Here is an 18,673-nt window from a genome sequence, read left to right on the forward strand (position 1 = left end):
CCGCAGCGGGGTCGTTAACTTGGTGCCAACTTCAGGCAAGGCCGACATTACATTATCAAATGCTAACTCACCAATGGGCAAGAATGACGCCACCGTTGGGATTACTTATTCGTCATATTATAACAACAAGAACATGAACGGCTTATCCTTTTTGGCCAGCGCCAAATCATACGTCTACACCAACGTTGCCAACCGTTACCACTATTCAAAGGGTGAACGGACTAACGTTGCTGAACATGAACTGGGCCACGCCTTAGGTTTGGAACATAACGTGGGCAAGCACAGTGTGATGTATTACGCCACGCGTGATCAATCCGTATCAAAACCTGATGTTAATGGTTTGGTACACAGTTACCGTTAATATTAAAATCAACAATTAAATTAGAAATGAAATATCCATTCCGGGGGGAATGGATATTTTTTTAGCTTTATTTCTGGGCTGCTAGCCAAGCGAAGATCTCGTTTAGGATTTCAGTGATATTTGTCAGTAATTCTTGTGCGTTAAAAGAATTGGTCAGCCAGGATGAAGCGGTTAATCTGATTTGTGACTTTAAAATGTTGTAATAGATGGCATAGCCGTTTGGAGCGGTAGGGGCTGTGATGAAATTGGCCACTACTTTGGAAGATAGGTTTGAGGTTGAGAAAAATGCAGTGGTTAATTGTTTTAGAAAATCGGAATTAAAAAAAGTTGCTGCTGCCGGAAATGGCTTTTCACCCCCATGCTGTATCATCATCTCCTGCAGGCCCAATAAGTGAGCAGTAACACCCATCCCTTTTTGGACGAGATTTATACGCTCAACGTGGGCGTCGATTGCATGGTCAAATAATTGTCTGGTGGCATCATCGCGCTGACCGGCAGCAAAGGCTTCGATAAACGCTTTTACCTCGACTGTCACAGTTGGGACTTTTTCTGTTCGTCCTTGATAAAAGTTACGTAAGGGAATGGTTTCGACGATATTTCGCCAGCCGCCGGTAGCGCGGTATCCTGCCAGTGCCAAGCCAATTTGAATAAACGCGTCTGGATTGATGTCCATGGCTTGCAACCGTTCGCTGCCAAATGCTGGAACGTTAGTTGAGGCGGCAGTTAACCGATTTGCTAGTTCAGAGTTTTGATGTCCAGCTTCGGCCAATGCTTCTTTGGCGTAGTGGTCCAACTGCCATTCAAGTTGCTGATAATGCGGTTTACCTTTGCTATCCCACTGATCAGCCGGCTGACTTAGATGAGCCACAACTGAATCAACTAAGTGTATTGCTGGTCCCTGATCGATCTGACTATGCTCAAACGTAAAACCGATATTAGCGTTGGCATCCACTGTAATTTGAAACGTTTTTTCGGCGATTTTATCTAAAGAGCCGAAAAAAGCCGACTGAGCAGTTAGAGGATGTTCTGCGTCCTCTAGGGTTAAAACCAGTAAACTATTGCTTATACGGGTCAAATTATCCCGATTAAGCTTATTTGTGGTTAACTGTTGCCATGAGTTTAAAGCAGTATCGCGTGGTAAACCGGTATACGCTCCGACAAAAAACGAATCAGTCGCAGAGTTTTGCAGTATTTCATTCAATGCTTCAGTGAGCGAATGCAAGGTTGATACTCGTCCTGCGTGGTCAATTAGTCGGATTTGGTAGAGTGTTTGATGATAAATAATGGTAGCTTCGACGTTAGTGACTGTACTTCGGGTCTGTTGCAGGAAATCGTGGTCAATACCCGGTCGCCGCTGAGTACGGAAAAATAGGTGATAGGCTGTCATGTCAATAGGTTCATTCTTCGAGTTGGTTTCAACTGGCGCTTTTTCGGTTACATAAGCTAAATATTGATCGGCGACATTTTGCAGTAGTTTGGCTGCCATCTTGACTTGATCTAAATCAGGTAGCTCAGCAGCAGAAACAGTCAAAGCAAAATTCGAAGTGAGTTGCAATGGCCCACGGCTAACGAGGTAATGGTGACGCACAATTGGGGCGAGCCAGTTAGCGTTAGTTTCAGCCCAGCGCTGTTTTAAAAGTGACTGTAATTCTAGTGCGTCACTTTTATTGAAATCAGCAGTCTGTTCAGCTAATTTTTCCTGTTCAGATGCTCCTAGTAATGGCGTACTCCATTCTTTAAGACGGGCAAAGGTTTCTTCAAGTTGAGGTAAGGGAAATTTGGGTAACTGTGTCAGCAAATCAATTGTGTATTTGGCTGTCATTTGCATGCTCCTTTTGTTAGTACATGAACAAGACTAATATAATAGAAGAAATAATTTAAAAAACGATTACTTTTGAGCCATATTATGGCATAACAATAGCGTTTCGTCATGGAATTGAGCTTACAAAATAGCCCTTAAATGACACAGGTGGTATGCTGTTTTTAAGGAGTGATGATCAGTGGAACTCACAACAGCAGAAAAATACTTATTAGTCACGGAGCGAATCGATAAAAAGCCGATGTTACGAACGCGTTTTACGAGTCAGTCCTACTTTGTACTGGCCGTATTTTTAGACTTGTTGACACAACGTGTTGTCCAGTTGAAATCAGGTCGAGTTGTTTTTGATGAATCCGTTCAGTTACCCAGCTACTTATCAACGTTTGTTAAGGAGTTAACGGCAGCTTTGGCTGAGGATGATCACCTAGCAAATGCGTTAAAACTACTTACTAGCTGGGATATTGCAAACCAAGTCTACGACGGTATCGGTGCGGGGTTATTGGCAGATAACCAAGTTCAGAAGGTCATTTTTCAGAATAATTTAGAACCGCATGTGATATATGAACCGACTAAGGAAGCGCGGTCAGCGATCACTACGTGGGTAACTCAGTCAAGCGATGCGGCAGCGCTTAATCTCGTGATCATTTTGCAGCAGATGGAAGCTCTGAAGTGGGTAGTCACTGATGAAAAAGTTCGCAATGACTTACTGGAAAAAATAAGGCAGCAATCAGCAGATACTGCAATTCAAAAAATTGTTGTAACAGCAGCGGACGTGATCACACAAAAGCGTTTCTGGTTAGATTCATGGTTAAGCTAAATTATTGTTATACTGAAAAATAACCATTTAGCATTTTTACCATATAAAAATACTATTTTTTATAAAAAATGCTAGAATATTTTTTTATTTCTATATATAAATATTGATAAAGACTGGCACAATGGTGTTTTGATCAATATTTGAATAAGTGATTCGAAAAACCATTTTTTATAAGAATTCAAGCCAAAATGTTTGACCTTAGCAATCATCATCGTTATATTTAACCGTAAGCTAGACGGCTCCAACTACGAAATCAGGCAAGGGGGCTTTGTCTGATTAATTCAGTCTGGTTATGTGAGGAGGGATAAAATATCAACTAGGAAGTCTATTGAACGTTGTAATCCAGTATTGTTTGTATGTAATTATGACTTATTTGTGCTACTTCAATCGGTTTGGCAGTGGAGGAAAGCAGAATTGAAAAAGCTGGGTGTACCCCAACACATAATGGTTGAACGTGCCAAGAGCTTAGTGCGATTTTGTCCTTATAACATAGGAGAGGACTGGGTTAAGCACCGATAGCATGTGTATGTTTTAACAATTATGGCACCCTATTACTTGATAGCGGCATGAGCATCATGGACATTTGAATTGATTGAGGCAGTTGCCTGATGGGGTGGCTGCTTTTTCGTTCGTTTAGTTCTCAAAATTAGCGTGATAAGTGCGTTTGTAGCGGTAGGTTAACCGGTTTACTAGTTAGAATAGTGTTGGGGTTAATCAAAGCGTACAGTGATCGTTACTCGTCACTAATTAATAATAATATTGCCAAAAGCTTGCTATCAAACGAGATATGTGATAAATTATATATATAGTTAAGAACGAAAAAAGTTAATTTAAATGCTCAGTTCTAACATCTGTTAGGACACGACCCGTTCTCGGAGGCTGAAAAGCTGGCCGAAGGATGGGTCTTTTTTGTTCTTAAAACTGATTTATTATTTCCGGGGGATTCATGGTTTAATAAGTCAGGTGAGGAGATGGAAAAGCCTACTACATGTGTTGCAGATATTGTCCCACATCTAATGATTTCGGTGAACCTGTCATCACTCATTAGATAAGTCATAGCCGGGGGCTATGGTTGAGGTTTGGACACCTCTACAGACGGTATCATATTAATGTGGTTGGAGGCCACATTAAAGTAATGGCAATATGGGTCTGGGGAGATTCATACTGCCGGTTGATTCCTTATTCAGCACATACTTAAAGTACGGCTAATTAGCTGTGCGCTCTCATTTAAGTATGTTGGTTATGGGATCCTGATTACTTTTAAACTGTACCGCATCAAAATAAAAGATTCGCTTTAGCAGTCTGGGAAGACGTCAAAGCGAATCTTTTATTTTTGCGTAAAAAAAGATCACCCGGGGGAGGGTGATCTTTATAGGAGTAGGCATTTTCGTGATGGGGTTCACGGAAATATAAATTTTACTTTGGAGGAGTAAAATGAAAAAGCTCACTTAATATCTTTATCTAAGATATTAGGCTATGGTCATAATATAGTCTCTAAATGTGAAGAAAGTGTGAAGATGACATAACAATTTTTGGGATGTTACGAAATTGTTAAAGGTTAATGCCGCTAATAACTTTCAATTGCTATAAGATTTTGCTATTAAAAATGAATTCATTATACAGATTATAATCATCATTATTAGCGATATGTAAGCGTTTATAAAACATTTATTTCCCCCGTAAAATAAAATCTATGATGTCATCATTTTCTAGTGTATTTCTATGGCATCTTTTTAAATATTACATTTATATTACGAAGATTTTTTTGTTTAAAGACGTGAATTTTAGTTGAATTTATCAGTAATAGTGATATAGTGTAATAGGAAACTAATACACTAGAAAGGATAATTTGAGATGGAATTTGACGATAAAGTACCAATTTACTACCAGATCAAAACGGTTATCTATGATCAAATTATTGCTGGCCAATTAGCACCAGGTGACAAGCTTCCTGCGGTGCGGCAACTTGCGGTTTCACTAACGGTGAATGTGAATACGGTTCAACGTGCCTTGCGCGAAATGATTGACGAAGGTGTCATTATTTCGCGGCGTGGACGCGGCAACTTTGTTACTGAAGATACTGAAATTGTTGAACAGCTCAAACAAGAGCTGATCAACCGGTATTTGAAACAGCTTTATGATCAGCTTCACCGATTAAAAATTAGCGATTCTGAAATCATTGATGAGCTGACAGCATACATTGAAAGGCAGGGGGATTCAAATGACAACAACGCTGAAAATTGATCAGCTTAACTACCGAAAGAATTTAAAAAAGATTTTAGCCGACGTGTCATTGTCGTTAACGGGTAATAAGATCGTCGGTCTTTTGGGGGAAAATGGTGCTGGTAAAACCACCCTGATGCGGCTGATTGCTGGGGTGGCAAAGAACGCTAGCGGGACAATTGCTATTAACGATGAAACCAACGTGGCAGCCCGGAAGAGTTTGATCAGCTACAGCAATCCGCTTGGTGGTATAGCAACCAACAAGCGAATCAGTGAGGTTAAGCAGTTTTACGTGGCAGTTTACCCGGATTTTGACGAACAGAAGTATGATCAAATGATTTCGTTTCTTAAGCTGGATGAGTCACAGCGCTTATCAGCACTGTCTAAAGGGACGCGTGAAAAGCTGGTGATCAGTTTAACCTTGGCGCGTCAAGCCAGCGTGTATTTGCTGGACGAACCGTTCGGCGGTATCGACAGCATGAGCCGTAAGAAGATCATTAACAGTATTATTCAGTGGAAGCCAGCTGATTCACTGATGATCATCAGTGATCATTATGTTTCTGAGATTGCACCGATTCTGGATGAAATCGTAGTGATTAAGGATAACACCGTGGTGGTCCATAAAGCTGCCGATGCGATTCGTGAAGAAAGCGGCCAGAGTATTGAGGACTACTACGAAAGCTTGTACGGGGAGGCTGATTCGAATGACTAAGTTTATATCATTAATACCTACGTTTCTGCGAGATCGATTTAAATCATTGAACCGGATCATTTTATTGATGCTGATTGCAATCATTGCGACTGAAATCTACATGTTTGTTGAGAAAGGGCCGTATAGCGGAACTTACTTGCAGTCATACACTAGTTTTTGGAGTTCATTGGCATTTTTGATTGCCTTTATTAGGCTGGCAACGTTTAACGAAAAAGTTTATCAAAGCGATTCTATTCGTTTAATACCAGCAAGTGATACTAAAATTTATTTAAGTAATCTATGCACCACCGTGATTGGTCTTCTGTACTTTATGGTCGTTCAGTTTGTACTTCGGGTGGTTGTGAGCTTGATAACTGGCAATAGTTTCATGCGTGTATCGGGATTTGGCACAAGTTCCGGTCGAATTGCTGCCACCGTCGTAATCGCATTCGGAATTGTACTAGCTACCATCATCATGGCTTGGGCGACGATTTCGCTGATTCATTTGATTATGCTCAGCATTGACGCATTCTTGCCCATTGGTCGTCAAAGACTTATTCGGGGCATTTTATATATTGTCATCAGTTTTGTCATTATTCGTTTGGGGGCAGTCTTTTTCCATATCTATGGCACATTGATGAGCGGCCTCTCATTAGGATGGGGAGCGATACTTGCACTTTTCGGTGTCCTTGTTTTAGTGGCTGCACTTGAAGTAGTTGCCAACATTCTATTAATGAATAAGTTCGTTGAAACTGATCAGTAACTTTTATTTTAAAGCCTGACAAATAAAGTAAAGGGATCAATCATCAGTTAATCGTTGACTGGTGATTGATCCCTTTTTTTGTAGCGGTTAATATTTGTAAGCGCGATAATTTAAATTCGATTTGTATATCAAAGCCGATATAAATAATGAGATAAGCCCACGAGATATTAGGGTTAATTTTTCCATATTCCCATATTACTTTCATGATTGTTTAGTATTCTGATAAAATACATTTTTATCTTTTCGGGAGAATTGAACATGAATAATAAAGACCACGTTACAAAGGGAATTTTGTTAGCCCTGTTTGCTTCGACTATGTGGGGCATTTCCGGGACGGTTCTGCAATACATTTCGCAAAACCAGCATATTCCGGCTGCCTGGTTTTTATCGGCGCGGACTTTGGGTGCAGGAATCTTGCTGATGATTATTGGTACATTTACGTCCCGGGGACACATTTTTTCAATTTTCAAGTCCTGGCGGCTAGTTGGTTCATTGCTAGCCTACTCAATATTGGGACTAGGTGCCAACTTGCTGACGTTTTATATGTCTGTACAGACTGGTAACGCTGCGTCGGCCACAATTCTGCAGTACCTTAGTCCACTTTTTATCGTGGTTGGCAGTTTAACCTTTAAACACGAAGTCCCTTATCGGAGTGATTTGATTGCCTTTGCCGTTTCGATGCTAGGCGTGTTCTTAGCCATTACGAAAGGCAACGTGTCACAGCTGGCAATTCCGTTTAATGCACTTGTTTGGGGAATTGGTTCTGGCATAACCGCAGCCTTCTACGTGACGTTACCCCGGCCAATTGTCAAAGCCGGTGGTTCACCAATCTTGATACTGGGGTGGGGAACACTGATCTCTGGCATACTGTTTAATGTCCACCAGCCGGTTTGGGTTAATACCCCGCCAATTACCACTAACCTGGTATTATCGATGCTTACTGTGATCGTGTTGGGGACTATCTTGCCGTTTTGCTTGCTGCTTGTCAGCAGTAACTACGCGCCATCAGATGTGATCAGTATTGTGGATGCCGCTCAGCCAGTAGTGACCTTTATTTTGAGCGTAGTTTTCTTAGGGTTGCAGATCAGCTGGGTGGAAGTCTTTGGTTCTGTATTGGTGGTAGTCGCCATTTATTTATTGCAGCGTGGCCGGGCAAAGAGCATGCGATCCAGTACGCTAACTATCAGTGATGAAATAGAGCCAGATTAATTAGCACGGAATACTAAAAACATCTTGCACTTTTCTCATACTATTGTTAAAATACTCTCATTAACACAGAAGGGAGTGCCATATGATGCTAATCAATCGTTTAAGTTCAACTTCACAGCGATTTTTCTTCTTTAACCAGCCTGGCTATCAACCAGTAAGTTAGAGAAGTTGCTATTAGCATGGCACTTATCACTATTGGTCAGACAGCTAGGCGAAACGCTTGGGCTGTCTGGCTGGTTAAAACACCAGCGGACAACGTGGTCCCTGGTGTTTTTTGTTGGTCTGACCGTTAGTGTTCACCTGTTGAATCATAATTATGAGGAGGAACAAATATGGAGAACACAGTGGTCTCACGAGTATTCGGTCGGCTGGCCAAAAAAGAATCACTCGACCGGTATTTAGATAAGGACAGTCTGTTAGAGAAATCAATGGACGCAAAGGATTTACTATTATTAGGGGTGGGTACCGTTATTGGAACCGGGATCTTTATTCTTCCGGGGACGGTAGCAGCTTTATATAGCGGCCCCGGAATTGTAGTGTCATTCGTTTTGGCAGCGTTAGTGTGTGCTACGGCCGCCATGTGTTACGCGGAGTTTTCTTCTGCATTGCCCGTTGCCGGTAGTGCTTATTCTTACGGTAACATTGTTTTCGGCGAGTTCATCGGCTGGGTAATTGGCTGGGCATTGATTCTAGAATACATGCTCTCCGTGGCGGCGGTTTCTACCGGCTGGTCGGCATATCTGGTGTCATTTTTGAAGGGGATGGGAATCAACATCCCTAAGGCAATTACCGGCAGCTTTGATCCGGCTCATGGCACTTACTTCAACCTTTTTGCCATTCTGATCGTACTAGCAATCAGTTTATTGCTGACTCAGGGGGTTAAAACCTCTACGCGGATCAATAACATTATTGTCGTCGCTAAGATTGCTATTATTATTTTATTCGTCGTAGTTGGTATTTTCTACGTTAAGCCTAGCAACTGGTCGCCGTTCGCGCCATATGGCTCCCATGGTATTATGCGAGGGGCATCACTGGTTTTCTACGCTTACCTCGGGTTTGACTGCGTGTCAGCCTCAGCTGCGGAAGTTAAAAACCCCAAGAAAAATATGCCGATTGGGATTATCGGGACCTTGATCATCTGTACTTTGCTGTATATGGCAGTGGCTGCTGTCTTAACTGGAATGGTGTCGTACACGAAATTAAACGTTGCGGCACCAGTGTCCTACGCGCTTCAGATTGTTAACCAAAACTGGGTGGCCGGAATTATCTCCATTGGCGCGTTGGCTGGTATGTTCACCATGATGCTGTCGATGATTTATAGTTCATCACGCCTGATCTATTCGATTGGTCGTGACGGTTTATTGCCTAAGGGCTTAGGTAAAATCGAAATGAAGCACCAAGTACCTAGTCGTAGTTTACTGGCTGTGACCGTTGTCATTGCAGTTATGGGTGGCTTAGTATCACTGGATCGTTTGACTCAGCTAGTTAATATTGGGACGTTGATTGCCTTCACCATGATGTCCTTGGGTGTTCTGCCATTGCGGAAGCGCCAGAATCTGGAGAATACGGGTTTTAAGGTACCGCTGTACCCATTTCTACCAATTATTTCAGCCGGACTCTGCATCTGGATGTTATTGCAGCTCCCATTAGAAACTTGGGTGGTTTCTGGAATTTGGTTTGCTATCGGGGTGGTTATTTATGCCACTTACGGTGTGCGTCACAGTTTACTGAATAAGAAAGCTTAATTAAAAAATAGTCTGCTCGACAAGTTTGATACTTGTGGGCAGACCATTTTTAATTAATTTGAAGCGGCTTGAGAACCGTTATTATCGTAGACCGTATACGTTGGGTTATTGCCTGATTGCCAGTCGAAACCGTTTTTGGTGTTTTGCTGATTTTCTTGCGTGTTGAAGTTATCTAAGGTTTGCTTGGACATTCCCAATGAAGTTCTCAGTAGGTCAGAGGTACGCTGAAGTGTTTTACTAGCAGGAACCTGATAGGAAGCGGCATCGATGTAAGCACCGACCCCCTTTAGGCTAGACTTCTTAACGTGTTTCACGGAATCCTTGTCGTTCTCAGCCAAACCAACCATATCGTTGAATGACAGATTAGTTTTCATATTGCTGGACATTAAGTTTAATAGTTTTTGGTACATGGTGACGTTGCCTGTTTTAGTCACTTTTTTGACGATTTGCTGGATTACCTGCTGCTGTCGTTTTTGACGACCGTAATCACCGTTGGGATCTTCGTATCGCATTCGTGCAAATGCCAGCGCCTGCTTGCCGTTTAAATGCGCTTTTCCCTTTTTAAACGACATGTGAGTGTGCGAGTCGCTCCATGAAAACGGAACGTTGACGTTCACACCGCCGATTGCGTTGACCACTTTTTCAAGGCCGCCCATGTTGATCAAGGCGTAGTAGTTAATCGGAACGTTTAGAAGATTTTCAACGGTTTTCATTGAAGTTGACGCACCGCCAACAGTATACGCTGCGTTGATCTTTTCGGTATCGTTAGTGCCCGCAATTTTGACTAAAGTATCACGGGGGATACTGACCATGGTAGCTTTTTTGGTCTGCGGATTAATGGTGACGACCATGATGGTATCCGTTCGGCCTTTATCCGTTCGGCCCAAAGCACCAGTATCAGTTCCCATTAATAAGATACTGACAGGTTTTGAAGTGGCAACTTTGGTTTTACTGGCACCGTGGGCAGCCAAGTACGTTTTATCAATACTGGATTTAGTTTTGTAGGCGACATAGGCTGCGCTCCCACCAAGTACGACGAAAATTAAAAATAGCGTCCAAATAATATATGACCGTTTTTTGAACCGCCGTTTGGGTGTTAAGTGCTTCGGGTCTTGAGTTTGCATAGATGGCTCCTTATTTGAGTAGGTTTAGTGAACTGATTATATGATTGAAAATGAGAGATTACAAACGTAATTATAAAGAATAAAGGATAAATGAGGTATTTTGAAGTTCAAGTCGATGAATGTAAATAAAACTTAAAGTATCTTAAGGTTGCTGTCGGCTGTCTGAATCCCTAGGGGGCAATGTTATTAGCAGTTGTGAGTGCAATTAATACCAACCGTACAATGATTGCATTATACTGAAACCCAAAGCATTCAGCTTAGAAAGGATTTGATATTGTTGACAGTTTTTAGTGCATTTAGTAATGAACAAATCATTGAATTTTTAAAATCACAAGTGACTGATGGTGATGTTTTCACCGATGCAGCTACTTTGAAAAAGCAGTCATTCAGCTCGAAAATGACCAGTGATGACAGCGGTTTGGCTTTAGCTTATATTGAGGCAAAGTCTACCGAGGATATTCAAGGTGTCATGCGGACTGCTCGGAAGTTTCATATTTCAGTTATTCCGCAAGATCAATATACCAGTACAGTAGTGGGAGCTGATGGCTTGGAAGGCAGTTTCGTGCTCTCAACTAAGCAGATGAACCACATTAAAGAAATTAGCAAGGCTGATTCACTGGCTGTTGTGGAACCGGGGGTCATTAATGGTGATTTGGATAAAGCTGCCCGTGAACAGGGCATGTTTTACGCCCCAGATCCAGGTTCCAAGCCAATTTCAGGGATCGGTGGTAACGTGGCGACTAATGCTGGTGGCATGAGCACCGTGAAGTATGGTGCTACCAAGGACAATGTGCTGGGCTTGAAAGTCGTCTTAGCGGATGGCCGCGAGATCAAGCTTGGCGGCCGGACCCTCAAGCAAGCTTTCGGTTATAACTTAACCCAGTTATTCGTGGGTTCTGAAGGCACTTTGGGTGTTATTACAGAGGTGACGGTGAAATTAATGCCGGTTCCAATTGGCAAGCCAACCATGGGAATTGCCTTCTTTGAAAATATGACCAAGCTAGCGGAAGCCGTTGCTGAAATTCGAATCTCAGGGGTTTACCCAACGATGCTTGAAGCGCTAGATAATGCCACTATTGAAGCATTGGACAAATATGAGGGTACTCATTACAGCAGTAATAGCGGTGCCATGCTGATCTTTAAAGTGGATAATAGCGTACCGGAAGTCGTTGATAAGCTGAAAGAACTGATGGATAAGCACGGTGCAGTGAATGCCACTGTTACAACGGATCCAAAGGAACAGGCTGATTTGGAAAAGCTGCGTCGTGATATGCTGCCAGCGGTATTTGCCGGTCAGAATCACATTATGGAAGACATGGCCATGCCACTGTCCAAGCTGGCGCCGATGATGGATTATATTCATGATATTGGTGAACAAAAGCACCTGAAGATCTACGTCGCCGGTCACGCTGGAGATGGGAACGTTCACCCAACAATTGTTTGGCCAAAGGAAGAAACAGAAACACCGCAGGCAGTCGTTGAAGCCCTGCAACTGATGTTCCATAAAACCTTGGAATTGGGCGGTACGATTTCGGGCGAGCATGCCGTTGGTACGTTGAAGAATCAATGGAATAACGAAGAACTAGGCGAAGATGTGGATCAAATCCAGCATCAGATTAAGGCGCTGTTTGATCCGATGGGAATTTTGAATCCGAAGAGGAAAATTAATTAGAGCGTGAGAAAAAACGGGTTGCTCCCAGAGCCTAAGGAGACCCGGCATAAAATCCTGGTTTTGGATTTTTTGTCGGGTCTCCTTAGGTGGCAGGGAGCAGTTTTTTCGAACGCGTTTAGTCAATGTAAAAGAAAAGCACCGGGGAAAATTCCGGTTTTGAATTTTTAGTTGGAGCGCCTTAGTCGGCAGGGGGCAGGTTTCCCGAACGCGTTTACTCAATATAACCTAAAAAAGCACCGGGGAAAATTCCCCAGTGCTTTTTCAGTCAAATCAAAATTCCATTCGTATGATCAACCTCATGCTGAATAATCTGAGCAGTGAAGTCCTTAAAGGTCTGCGTGTGTGACTTAAAACTTTGGTCCTGGTACGTCACCTCAATGGTTTTATATCGGGTCGTTGTCCGCTGGCCTTCTAGTGACAGGCAGCCTTCAGTAGCTTCATAGGGGCCGCTTTTCTTGGTGATTTCTGGATTGATCATTGGGATGGATAGCACCCCAAGCTGGATGGCGATGATACGCTTATTCACGCCAATCATGTTAGCGGCGAGGCCAACGGCTCGATTGGTGTTAGCTTTCAGTGTATCTACCAGATCAGTTACTGCATCAGCATCTGCTTCGGTAGCACGGGTGGCTTTTCGGGAAAGAAACGCTTGGTTATGGTTGATTTCTTTGATCATGAATGGCAAACTCCTTCTTAATATAAATACTCAATAATGGATGGGACACCCTTTGCTAATTCAGCAATAATGGCTTTAACGGGACGAATTTCGTGAATCGCGCCAGCAATTTGACCAGCCATAAAGCTACCGCGTTCGGTATCCCCATCGATGGCACGCTGCAATGAGCCGGTGGATAATTGCTGAAACAATTTTGAATCAGTGGTGGCGAGCAACTTTTCGGTTAAGGGTGTTTTTAAACTGCGCACGCGGTTGGCACCAGTTCCGGTAACTACTGTACCAGTGTCGCTGGCTTGAATCACGAGTTGTTTGTAATTCTGATCAACGGGTGTTTCCTCAGCCACTAAAAACGCTGTTCCAACTTGAACTCCCGCAGCGCCTAGGGCGAATGCGGCCTTGACTCCGGCGCTGGTACCAATACCACCACCAGCAATTACCGGAATATTCACGGCATCTACAACTTGAGGTACCAGTGACATGGTGGTTTCGGTCCCAATGTGACCGCCGGATTCCGCGCCTTCAGCCACGACTGCGTTAGCACCAAGGTCAGCCATTTTCTTAGCGATCTCAACGTTGGGAATCACCGGAATAACGGTTGTCCCTACGTTCAGCAAATTCTGAAGAAACGGTGCGGGGTTACCGGCACTAGTGAAAACCGCCGGTACTGGATCAGCTAGTAGAACGGGTAATAAATCATTGATGTTGTTCTGCTGGAGCATCAAATTCACACCAAAGGGCTTCCTAGTGGAGGCGCGGATGGCTTTCAGATCTGCTTGAAGTGACTGAGCGGTTGAGGTGGCCGTAGTTAAAACACCTAAGCCACCAGCGTTGCTTACGGCAGCAACTAGGACAGGAGTCGAAATTCTGGCCATGGCACCTTGAATAATGGGATTTTGAATGTGTAGCAGTCGGGTCAATTGCATATGGATAATCCTCCTTTAATACAGCAATAACGTGACGAGTTCAATTCACTTAAAAGAATACCATGAATCGACCGAACAGCAACACTTGAGATGCAAAAAGCGATGAATCCGTTTAGATTGGATTCATCGCTTTAACATTAGTCAAGGATTAATTAGAAGTTTATCTGCCAGCAACTCGTTGCTGTTCAACGACCGTTTCAGGTGCCGCTTCTTCTTCGCGCATTTGTTTAAGTTCACGCTGCTTGCCAAGTTCTGCCAAATGGACTTCGTGAGTCAAAAAGGCGTGGGTTTTAGCAAAGTAGTTGTGCTTTTGTCCTAACTTAACCAGGTAGCCGTTGATGTAGTCAACTTCGGTTGGCCGGTAGTTATGCATATCCTGATACATTGATGGATAGTGAAGCGGGTTAGCGACCTTAGAAACGTAGTTGATGCTGTCTAGTTCCTGTTTCCGAGTGTTCAGCATCTGGACACCGTCACGTTCGCAGACGTCATAAGCTTCATCGATCAGTTGCTGACTCATTTCATCAGCGCCATCGTAAGCAGCGTATTCACCCATGGTCATTTCAAACATGGTGCAAAGTGTGTTAACAACTGAATTAAAGACCACCTTGGCCATCAAAGTCCCACGGAAGTTAGTGGTAAGGTTGGGATGAAACTGTGCCTTATCGAGCTGTTCAACTAGTTTATGCGTAAACTCATCTGGCTTTTCGGTGTAGTTCGCTAGGTTCATTGAACCAGCACCGCGCTTACCGATAAAGTCCACGTCACCAGGGCCATTCAAAACGGTGGCAACTAGGGCCGTGCCGGCAACCAGCTTGTCTGGCTTGAAGTACTTCAAGAGCTTTTCAACGTGACCCATGCCGTTCATGCAAGTGAAGGCGTATTGGTTAGGCTTGAAGAAGTGTTCGCAGCGTTTTAGCATGTCTGACAATTGCATCTGTTTAAGAAAGAAGACGTAGCAATCGGGGTTGCCATCATATTCTTCTGGGTAATAAACGTTAACGGGGACGAGGTGTTTATCTTCGTGATCCCGGGAAACGTAAACGCCGCCTTGTTCACGCATTTTTTCTACGTGGGGCTTCCAGCCATCGACGAAGTCAACTTCATTACCAGCATCCTGCAACAAAACGCCATACCGCAAACCCATTGCACCTGATCCTACAACTGTGAATTTCATATGTATTACCCCTTTAAATATGTATTTTAATTTGAAAGCAAAAATACCCCCTAAGCCATCTCTGACTTAAAGGGCACGTGTGCGTTACCACCTTTATGTTTTCTGCTCGTCACCAAACAGAACTTACAATCTGCAAACACAGATCCAAGTTGATATCGGAGATTGGCTCCGCTTTTGATTACTAGTCGCCGTTCATCAAAAAAGCTTGGAGGTGATTTGCCGGTACAATTGTTCGCTTACACCAGACCGAACTCGCTTAGAGCGTACCAACGCTGTCCTCGTTAACGCATTTGCTTATCAAGTTGACATTATAATAACACTTAAATGTGAGATGTCAAATTTAATTTTAATATTTTTATCATCTTAATCAAACTAAAATATTACTCAACAATCCTCATGTAACCGTTTTAAAGGATTGGATTTCCAATCTACCGGTGTTATTTATGACTGCTATGTGCTAGGCTTAAATAGGAAAATGGATTCAAATAAAAGTAGCTAACAACCACGATTTTTAAGAAGGGTGAGCTTATGGCAACTAAGGTTGAAACGTTAACAATCCCAATTATTAAGCATCAAAAGGGTTATAAGTTTGCAAAAATCATTAATCCAGAAGAACCGTCTGAAGTGTCGATGTCTCGACACTTGAACGATATTCAAAACGTTGATTTAGATGGTACGTTTAGGATGCCGTACGATGATAGTGAAATTTTCGTGGCCCATGATAAAAAACAGGCCACTAGTGTATCCATTGATTTTGATGCCGGTTCCGGTTTTTCGGCTGACTTTTTTGCTGATCAAGTTAATGTATCTACGGGGTCATACGAAAACTTGCGTAACTTCACGTTGCGTAAGGGTGATACGTTGAAAACTAAAGCTGGCAAGAGCGAGTATGTTTTTATCAGTAAGAACACTAAGTTTGAAGCCTTTCAACGGACTAAGCGAGAACTGTATCACTTTGTTTTGCGTCAAGATGGCAGCTATGACTTCAGCCGGTTGAACATTGTGAAGGATAAGCTGAAATTTGAAACCCTGACGTACGATGCTATTAAAGAAAAGACCGTGTCCACTGGTTTCAAAAACAGTGAGGATGCGTTAAAAGAACTGAACAAGCTGTTTAAACAAGTAACCAAGCTGACAAAACCTAGCGTTCGTGACCGATTTGTTACGTCTGGACGGGCTAAGCTTGTGAAAAAGGGCGTCAAGGTTGAACTGGTTGACAGTGCAATTGTGAAACCAAAAAGTACGTTAAATTAGAAGATAATCAAATGTTAATAACGCTAAGCAATTTAGTTTGCTTAGCGTTATTTTTTAATTTAATTTAAAGCCTCAAAAATTTACCGGCCTCAGTCATACTCTGTAAGAAAGCCGGTACCGTGTCAGTTCGATTCCAATCTCGCTGCAGTTCGCAGGCCAACTGAGCAAACGTGGTTGGGTGTGCGCCGGCTTGAGCAACCCGCTGCAACGCGGCTTGATGAGCCCCAAAACTAGTGCCGCCAATGGCATCCACTACTGGGTAAACATCATAACCTTCCGCCAAGGCATCCAGGGCAGGAAAAGTCAGACAAGCTTCCGTCCAGAGCGCTGCCATAATAATGTTGTGCCGATTAGTAGCGGTAATAGCTTCGTTAAATTCTCTGTCTTCCCACGCATTGATCGTTGTCCGATCATAGGAAGGTGTATCGCCGAGAATTTCTTTTAAAGGAGCGATGGTGTCCTGATTACGACCAGTACCCACATTGACTGTTGAGAGAATGATGGGGATGTGATAAGCCTGCATCAGTTTGGTAGTGACGACGATGTTTTGAACCAACTGATGGCGGTTCATGGAATTAATTGAATTAATCTGAGTTGATTGATAATCAATCAGCGCAAAAACGGTGTTTCCGGGTGACAGTAAGCGGTCAGTTTTTGGATCTCTCGGGGCGTAGCTTGTCATGTTAAATCATTCCTTTCCTCTTAATTACGCACATTATAAGCAGAGGGGTGGGTGATTCAAAGCGGCAGGACTTATTTAAGACATTTTGATTTTGGTGTATAAAAAACGCCCAGTTAAAGGATAACTGGACGAACTATCTTCATTTAAAAATAGCGTATAACAAAATCGGCATAAATGGTGCTAACAGTAAGTTGGCAACTTTAATTTTAGTTAGTTTCAGCATGTTTAAGCCGATAATCAGGATTAATAATGAACCCACGCAGGTCATATTATTGATCACCGTATGGGTGAATAACGGTGCCACCCATTTTGCCAGCAGGGTCAGAGCTGATTCATAGAGTACCACTGAAATCGACGAAAAGACTACGCCTACTCCCAACGTGGTGGAGAGAATGAGGATAAAAACGCCGTCAATCATGGATTTGGTGTACAGCACTTGATTGTTACCCGTCATCCCGCTCTGCAGCGAACCGACAATGGCCATAGCGCCCACACAAATAAATAGGGTTCCCGTGACGAAGCCTTCGGAAAAGCGGTTCTCACCCTTCATGCCGAAAATCGTTTCCAGCCAGTCGCCAAACTTTTTAAATTGAGCATCAAAGTTGACCAGTTCTCCCAATATAGCGCCAATGACCATTGAGATCACAACGAAAACGGTATTGGTGCCTTTGAGTGAACCGCTGATCCCAACGTAAACCACGCAAATGGCTAGGCTCTGCATGACCAACGTTTTGACGCGTTCGGAAATTCCTTTTTTAAATGCTAGCCCGATACCGCCACCTAAGGCGACAGCTAGGCCGTTTGCCAGCGCACCGAATAAAATCATATGAATTTCTCCTTAAAATTAAAAAATAATAAATATGTACATCCGTTTATCATAATTGTTTTAGAGATGCCTTGCAAGGTGATTGAGTAGTTCCATGGGCATTTTTCTATAATCGTCGCTAAGAGTTTGATAGAATGATGGGTATAGAAATAACTTGATCTGAAATTGGAGGGAACGCTATGACACAGTATCCGAAGACTCAGGACCAACTTAACCAACTAATTGCTGACTTGAGTCAGCTGCATACCAACATTCAGCAGACACACTGGTACATGCGCGGTTCAGAATTTTTCAAGCTTCATCCGCTGATGGATGATTATAACGATATTCTGGATGAACAGTTAGACGCGGTGGCTGAACGGTTGATTGCCATTGGCGGCAATCCGATTGCGACCACTCATGAGTTCATTGGGACGACTGGTTTACCTGACGAAAAGATAACCTTTGATCAGTTGACATTAACCCAGTTCATGGCACGTTTAGATGATCAGTTTAAGTACCTGCGTGACCAGTACCAAAAGGGGATTGAAATCACGGATGATGAGAAGGATTTCTCCACTCAGGATATGCTGATTGAAAACCATACTGAAATTGAAAAATTAATCTGGATGGTATCTGCTTATTTAGGTAAGGGACCACAAGACTAATTTAATGGCCTCATGATGGTGTAAATACCGTTATGAGGTCTTTTTAATGGTATGCTGTAAACAA

Annotated in this window: 17 protein-coding genes; 10 read left to right on the forward strand and 7 right to left on the reverse strand. The window is 42.9% G+C overall.

Annotation, left to right across the window (positions count from 1 at the left end; translation table 11 throughout):
* Window positions 1-361: matrixin family metalloprotease (locus JUE95_RS11650; RefSeq protein ID WP_203651849.1), on the forward strand; the 361-nt coding region annotated here is incomplete at its 5' end.
* 67 nt (window positions 362-428) lie between these two features.
* Here JUE95_RS11650 and JUE95_RS11655 read toward each other — a convergent pair.
* The gene (locus JUE95_RS11655) at window positions 429-2,183 is read right to left on the reverse strand and encodes a choline/carnitine O-acyltransferase (protein WP_203651851.1); all 1,755 of its coding nucleotides are present in this window, start codon (window positions 2,181-2,183) and stop codon (window positions 429-431) included.
* A 178-nt stretch (window positions 2,184-2,361) separates the two neighbouring features.
* On the opposite strand from JUE95_RS11655, the gene JUE95_RS11660 reads away from it, so the two are divergent.
* The 6 genes from JUE95_RS11660 to JUE95_RS11685 all read left to right on the forward strand — a co-directional run bounded on the left by JUE95_RS11660 (window position 2,362) and on the right by JUE95_RS11685 (window position 9,628).
* A complete protein-coding gene (locus JUE95_RS11660) occupies window positions 2,362-2,997 on the forward strand; it encodes a hypothetical protein (protein WP_203651853.1) in 636 nt (211 codons plus the stop codon).
* A gap of 1,854 nt (window positions 2,998-4,851) precedes the next feature.
* Window positions 4,852-5,241: a GntR family transcriptional regulator gene (locus JUE95_RS11665; RefSeq protein WP_203651855.1), complete on the forward strand. Its 390-nt coding sequence runs from the start codon at window positions 4,852-4,854 to the stop codon at window positions 5,239-5,241.
* Window positions 5,219-5,932, forward strand: a complete 714-nt coding sequence (locus tag JUE95_RS11670) for an ATP-binding cassette domain-containing protein (RefSeq protein ID WP_203651857.1) — start codon at window positions 5,219-5,221, stop codon at window positions 5,930-5,932. Before JUE95_RS11665 ends, JUE95_RS11670 begins: the two co-directional genes overlap by 23 nt.
* Entirely contained in the window at window positions 5,925-6,674 is a 750-nt protein-coding gene (locus tag JUE95_RS11675) for a hypothetical protein (protein ID WP_203651859.1), read from the forward strand. The genes JUE95_RS11670 and JUE95_RS11675 overlap by 8 nt, the downstream gene beginning before the upstream one ends.
* Before the next feature lie 258 nt (window positions 6,675-6,932).
* Entirely contained in the window at window positions 6,933-7,883 is a 951-nt protein-coding gene (locus tag JUE95_RS11680; RefSeq protein WP_203651860.1) for a DMT family transporter, read from the forward strand.
* A 332-nt stretch (window positions 7,884-8,215) separates the two neighbouring features.
* On the forward strand, window positions 8,216-9,628 hold the full coding sequence (locus JUE95_RS11685) for an APC family permease (protein ID WP_203651862.1): 1,413 nt from the start codon (window positions 8,216-8,218) through the stop codon (window positions 9,626-9,628).
* Window positions 9,629-9,681: 53 nt separating this feature from the next.
* Here the strand turns inward: JUE95_RS11685 and JUE95_RS11690 are convergent, their stop codons facing one another.
* Window positions 9,682-10,752 (reverse strand): LCP family protein, encoded by a 1,071-nt coding sequence (locus JUE95_RS11690; RefSeq protein WP_203651864.1) that lies wholly within the window; start codon window positions 10,750-10,752, stop codon window positions 9,682-9,684.
* 277 nt (window positions 10,753-11,029) lie between these two features.
* On the opposite strand from JUE95_RS11690, the gene JUE95_RS11695 reads away from it, so the two are divergent.
* Complete coding sequence (locus JUE95_RS11695; RefSeq protein WP_203651873.1) at window positions 11,030-12,424, forward strand: FAD-binding oxidoreductase; 1,395 nt, start codon at window positions 11,030-11,032, stop codon at window positions 12,422-12,424.
* Window positions 12,425-12,689: 265 nt separating this feature from the next.
* On the opposite strand, the gene JUE95_RS11700 is transcribed toward JUE95_RS11695, so the two are convergent.
* The 3 genes from JUE95_RS11700 to JUE95_RS11710 all read right to left on the reverse strand — a co-directional run bounded on the left by JUE95_RS11700 (window position 12,690) and on the right by JUE95_RS11710 (window position 15,200).
* Window positions 12,690-13,100, reverse strand: a complete 411-nt coding sequence (locus JUE95_RS11700; RefSeq protein WP_203651875.1) for a peptide deformylase — start codon at window positions 13,098-13,100, stop codon at window positions 12,690-12,692.
* Window positions 13,101-13,117: 17 nt separating this feature from the next.
* Window positions 13,118-14,023 carry an NAD(P)H-dependent flavin oxidoreductase gene (locus tag JUE95_RS11705; protein WP_203651877.1) on the reverse strand — a complete coding sequence of 302 codons (906 nt, stop codon included), beginning with the start codon at window positions 14,021-14,023 and terminating at the stop codon, window positions 13,118-13,120.
* 160 nt (window positions 14,024-14,183) lie between these two features.
* Window positions 14,184-15,200, reverse strand: coding sequence for a ketopantoate reductase family protein (locus JUE95_RS11710; protein ID WP_203651878.1), 1,017 nt, complete (start codon window positions 15,198-15,200; stop codon window positions 14,184-14,186).
* Between the two features lie 528 nt (window positions 15,201-15,728).
* Between JUE95_RS11710 and JUE95_RS11715 the strand changes: the two genes are divergently transcribed.
* Window positions 15,729-16,454 carry a hypothetical protein gene (locus JUE95_RS11715; RefSeq protein WP_203651881.1) on the forward strand — a complete coding sequence of 242 codons (726 nt, stop codon included), beginning with the start codon at window positions 15,729-15,731 and terminating at the stop codon, window positions 16,452-16,454.
* Window positions 16,455-16,518: 64 nt separating this feature from the next.
* Here the strand turns inward: JUE95_RS11715 and JUE95_RS11720 are convergent, their stop codons facing one another.
* Window positions 16,519-17,136 carry an isochorismatase family protein gene (locus JUE95_RS11720; RefSeq protein WP_203651889.1) on the reverse strand — a complete coding sequence of 206 codons (618 nt, stop codon included), beginning with the start codon at window positions 17,134-17,136 and terminating at the stop codon, window positions 16,519-16,521.
* A gap of 139 nt (window positions 17,137-17,275) precedes the next feature.
* Window positions 17,276-17,962 carry a DUF554 domain-containing protein gene (locus JUE95_RS11725; protein ID WP_203651891.1) on the reverse strand — a complete coding sequence of 229 codons (687 nt, stop codon included), beginning with the start codon at window positions 17,960-17,962 and terminating at the stop codon, window positions 17,276-17,278.
* A 179-nt stretch (window positions 17,963-18,141) separates the two neighbouring features.
* Here JUE95_RS11725 and JUE95_RS11730 point away from each other — a divergent pair, with 179 nt between their 5' ends.
* Entirely contained in the window at window positions 18,142-18,609 is a 468-nt protein-coding gene (locus tag JUE95_RS11730; protein ID WP_203651893.1) for a Dps family protein, read from the forward strand.
* Window positions 18,610-18,673 lie beyond the last annotated feature (64 nt).

Source organism: Secundilactobacillus yichangensis, from assembly GCF_016861565.1.
Classification (GTDB): domain Bacteria; phylum Bacillota; class Bacilli; order Lactobacillales; family Lactobacillaceae; genus Secundilactobacillus; species Secundilactobacillus yichangensis.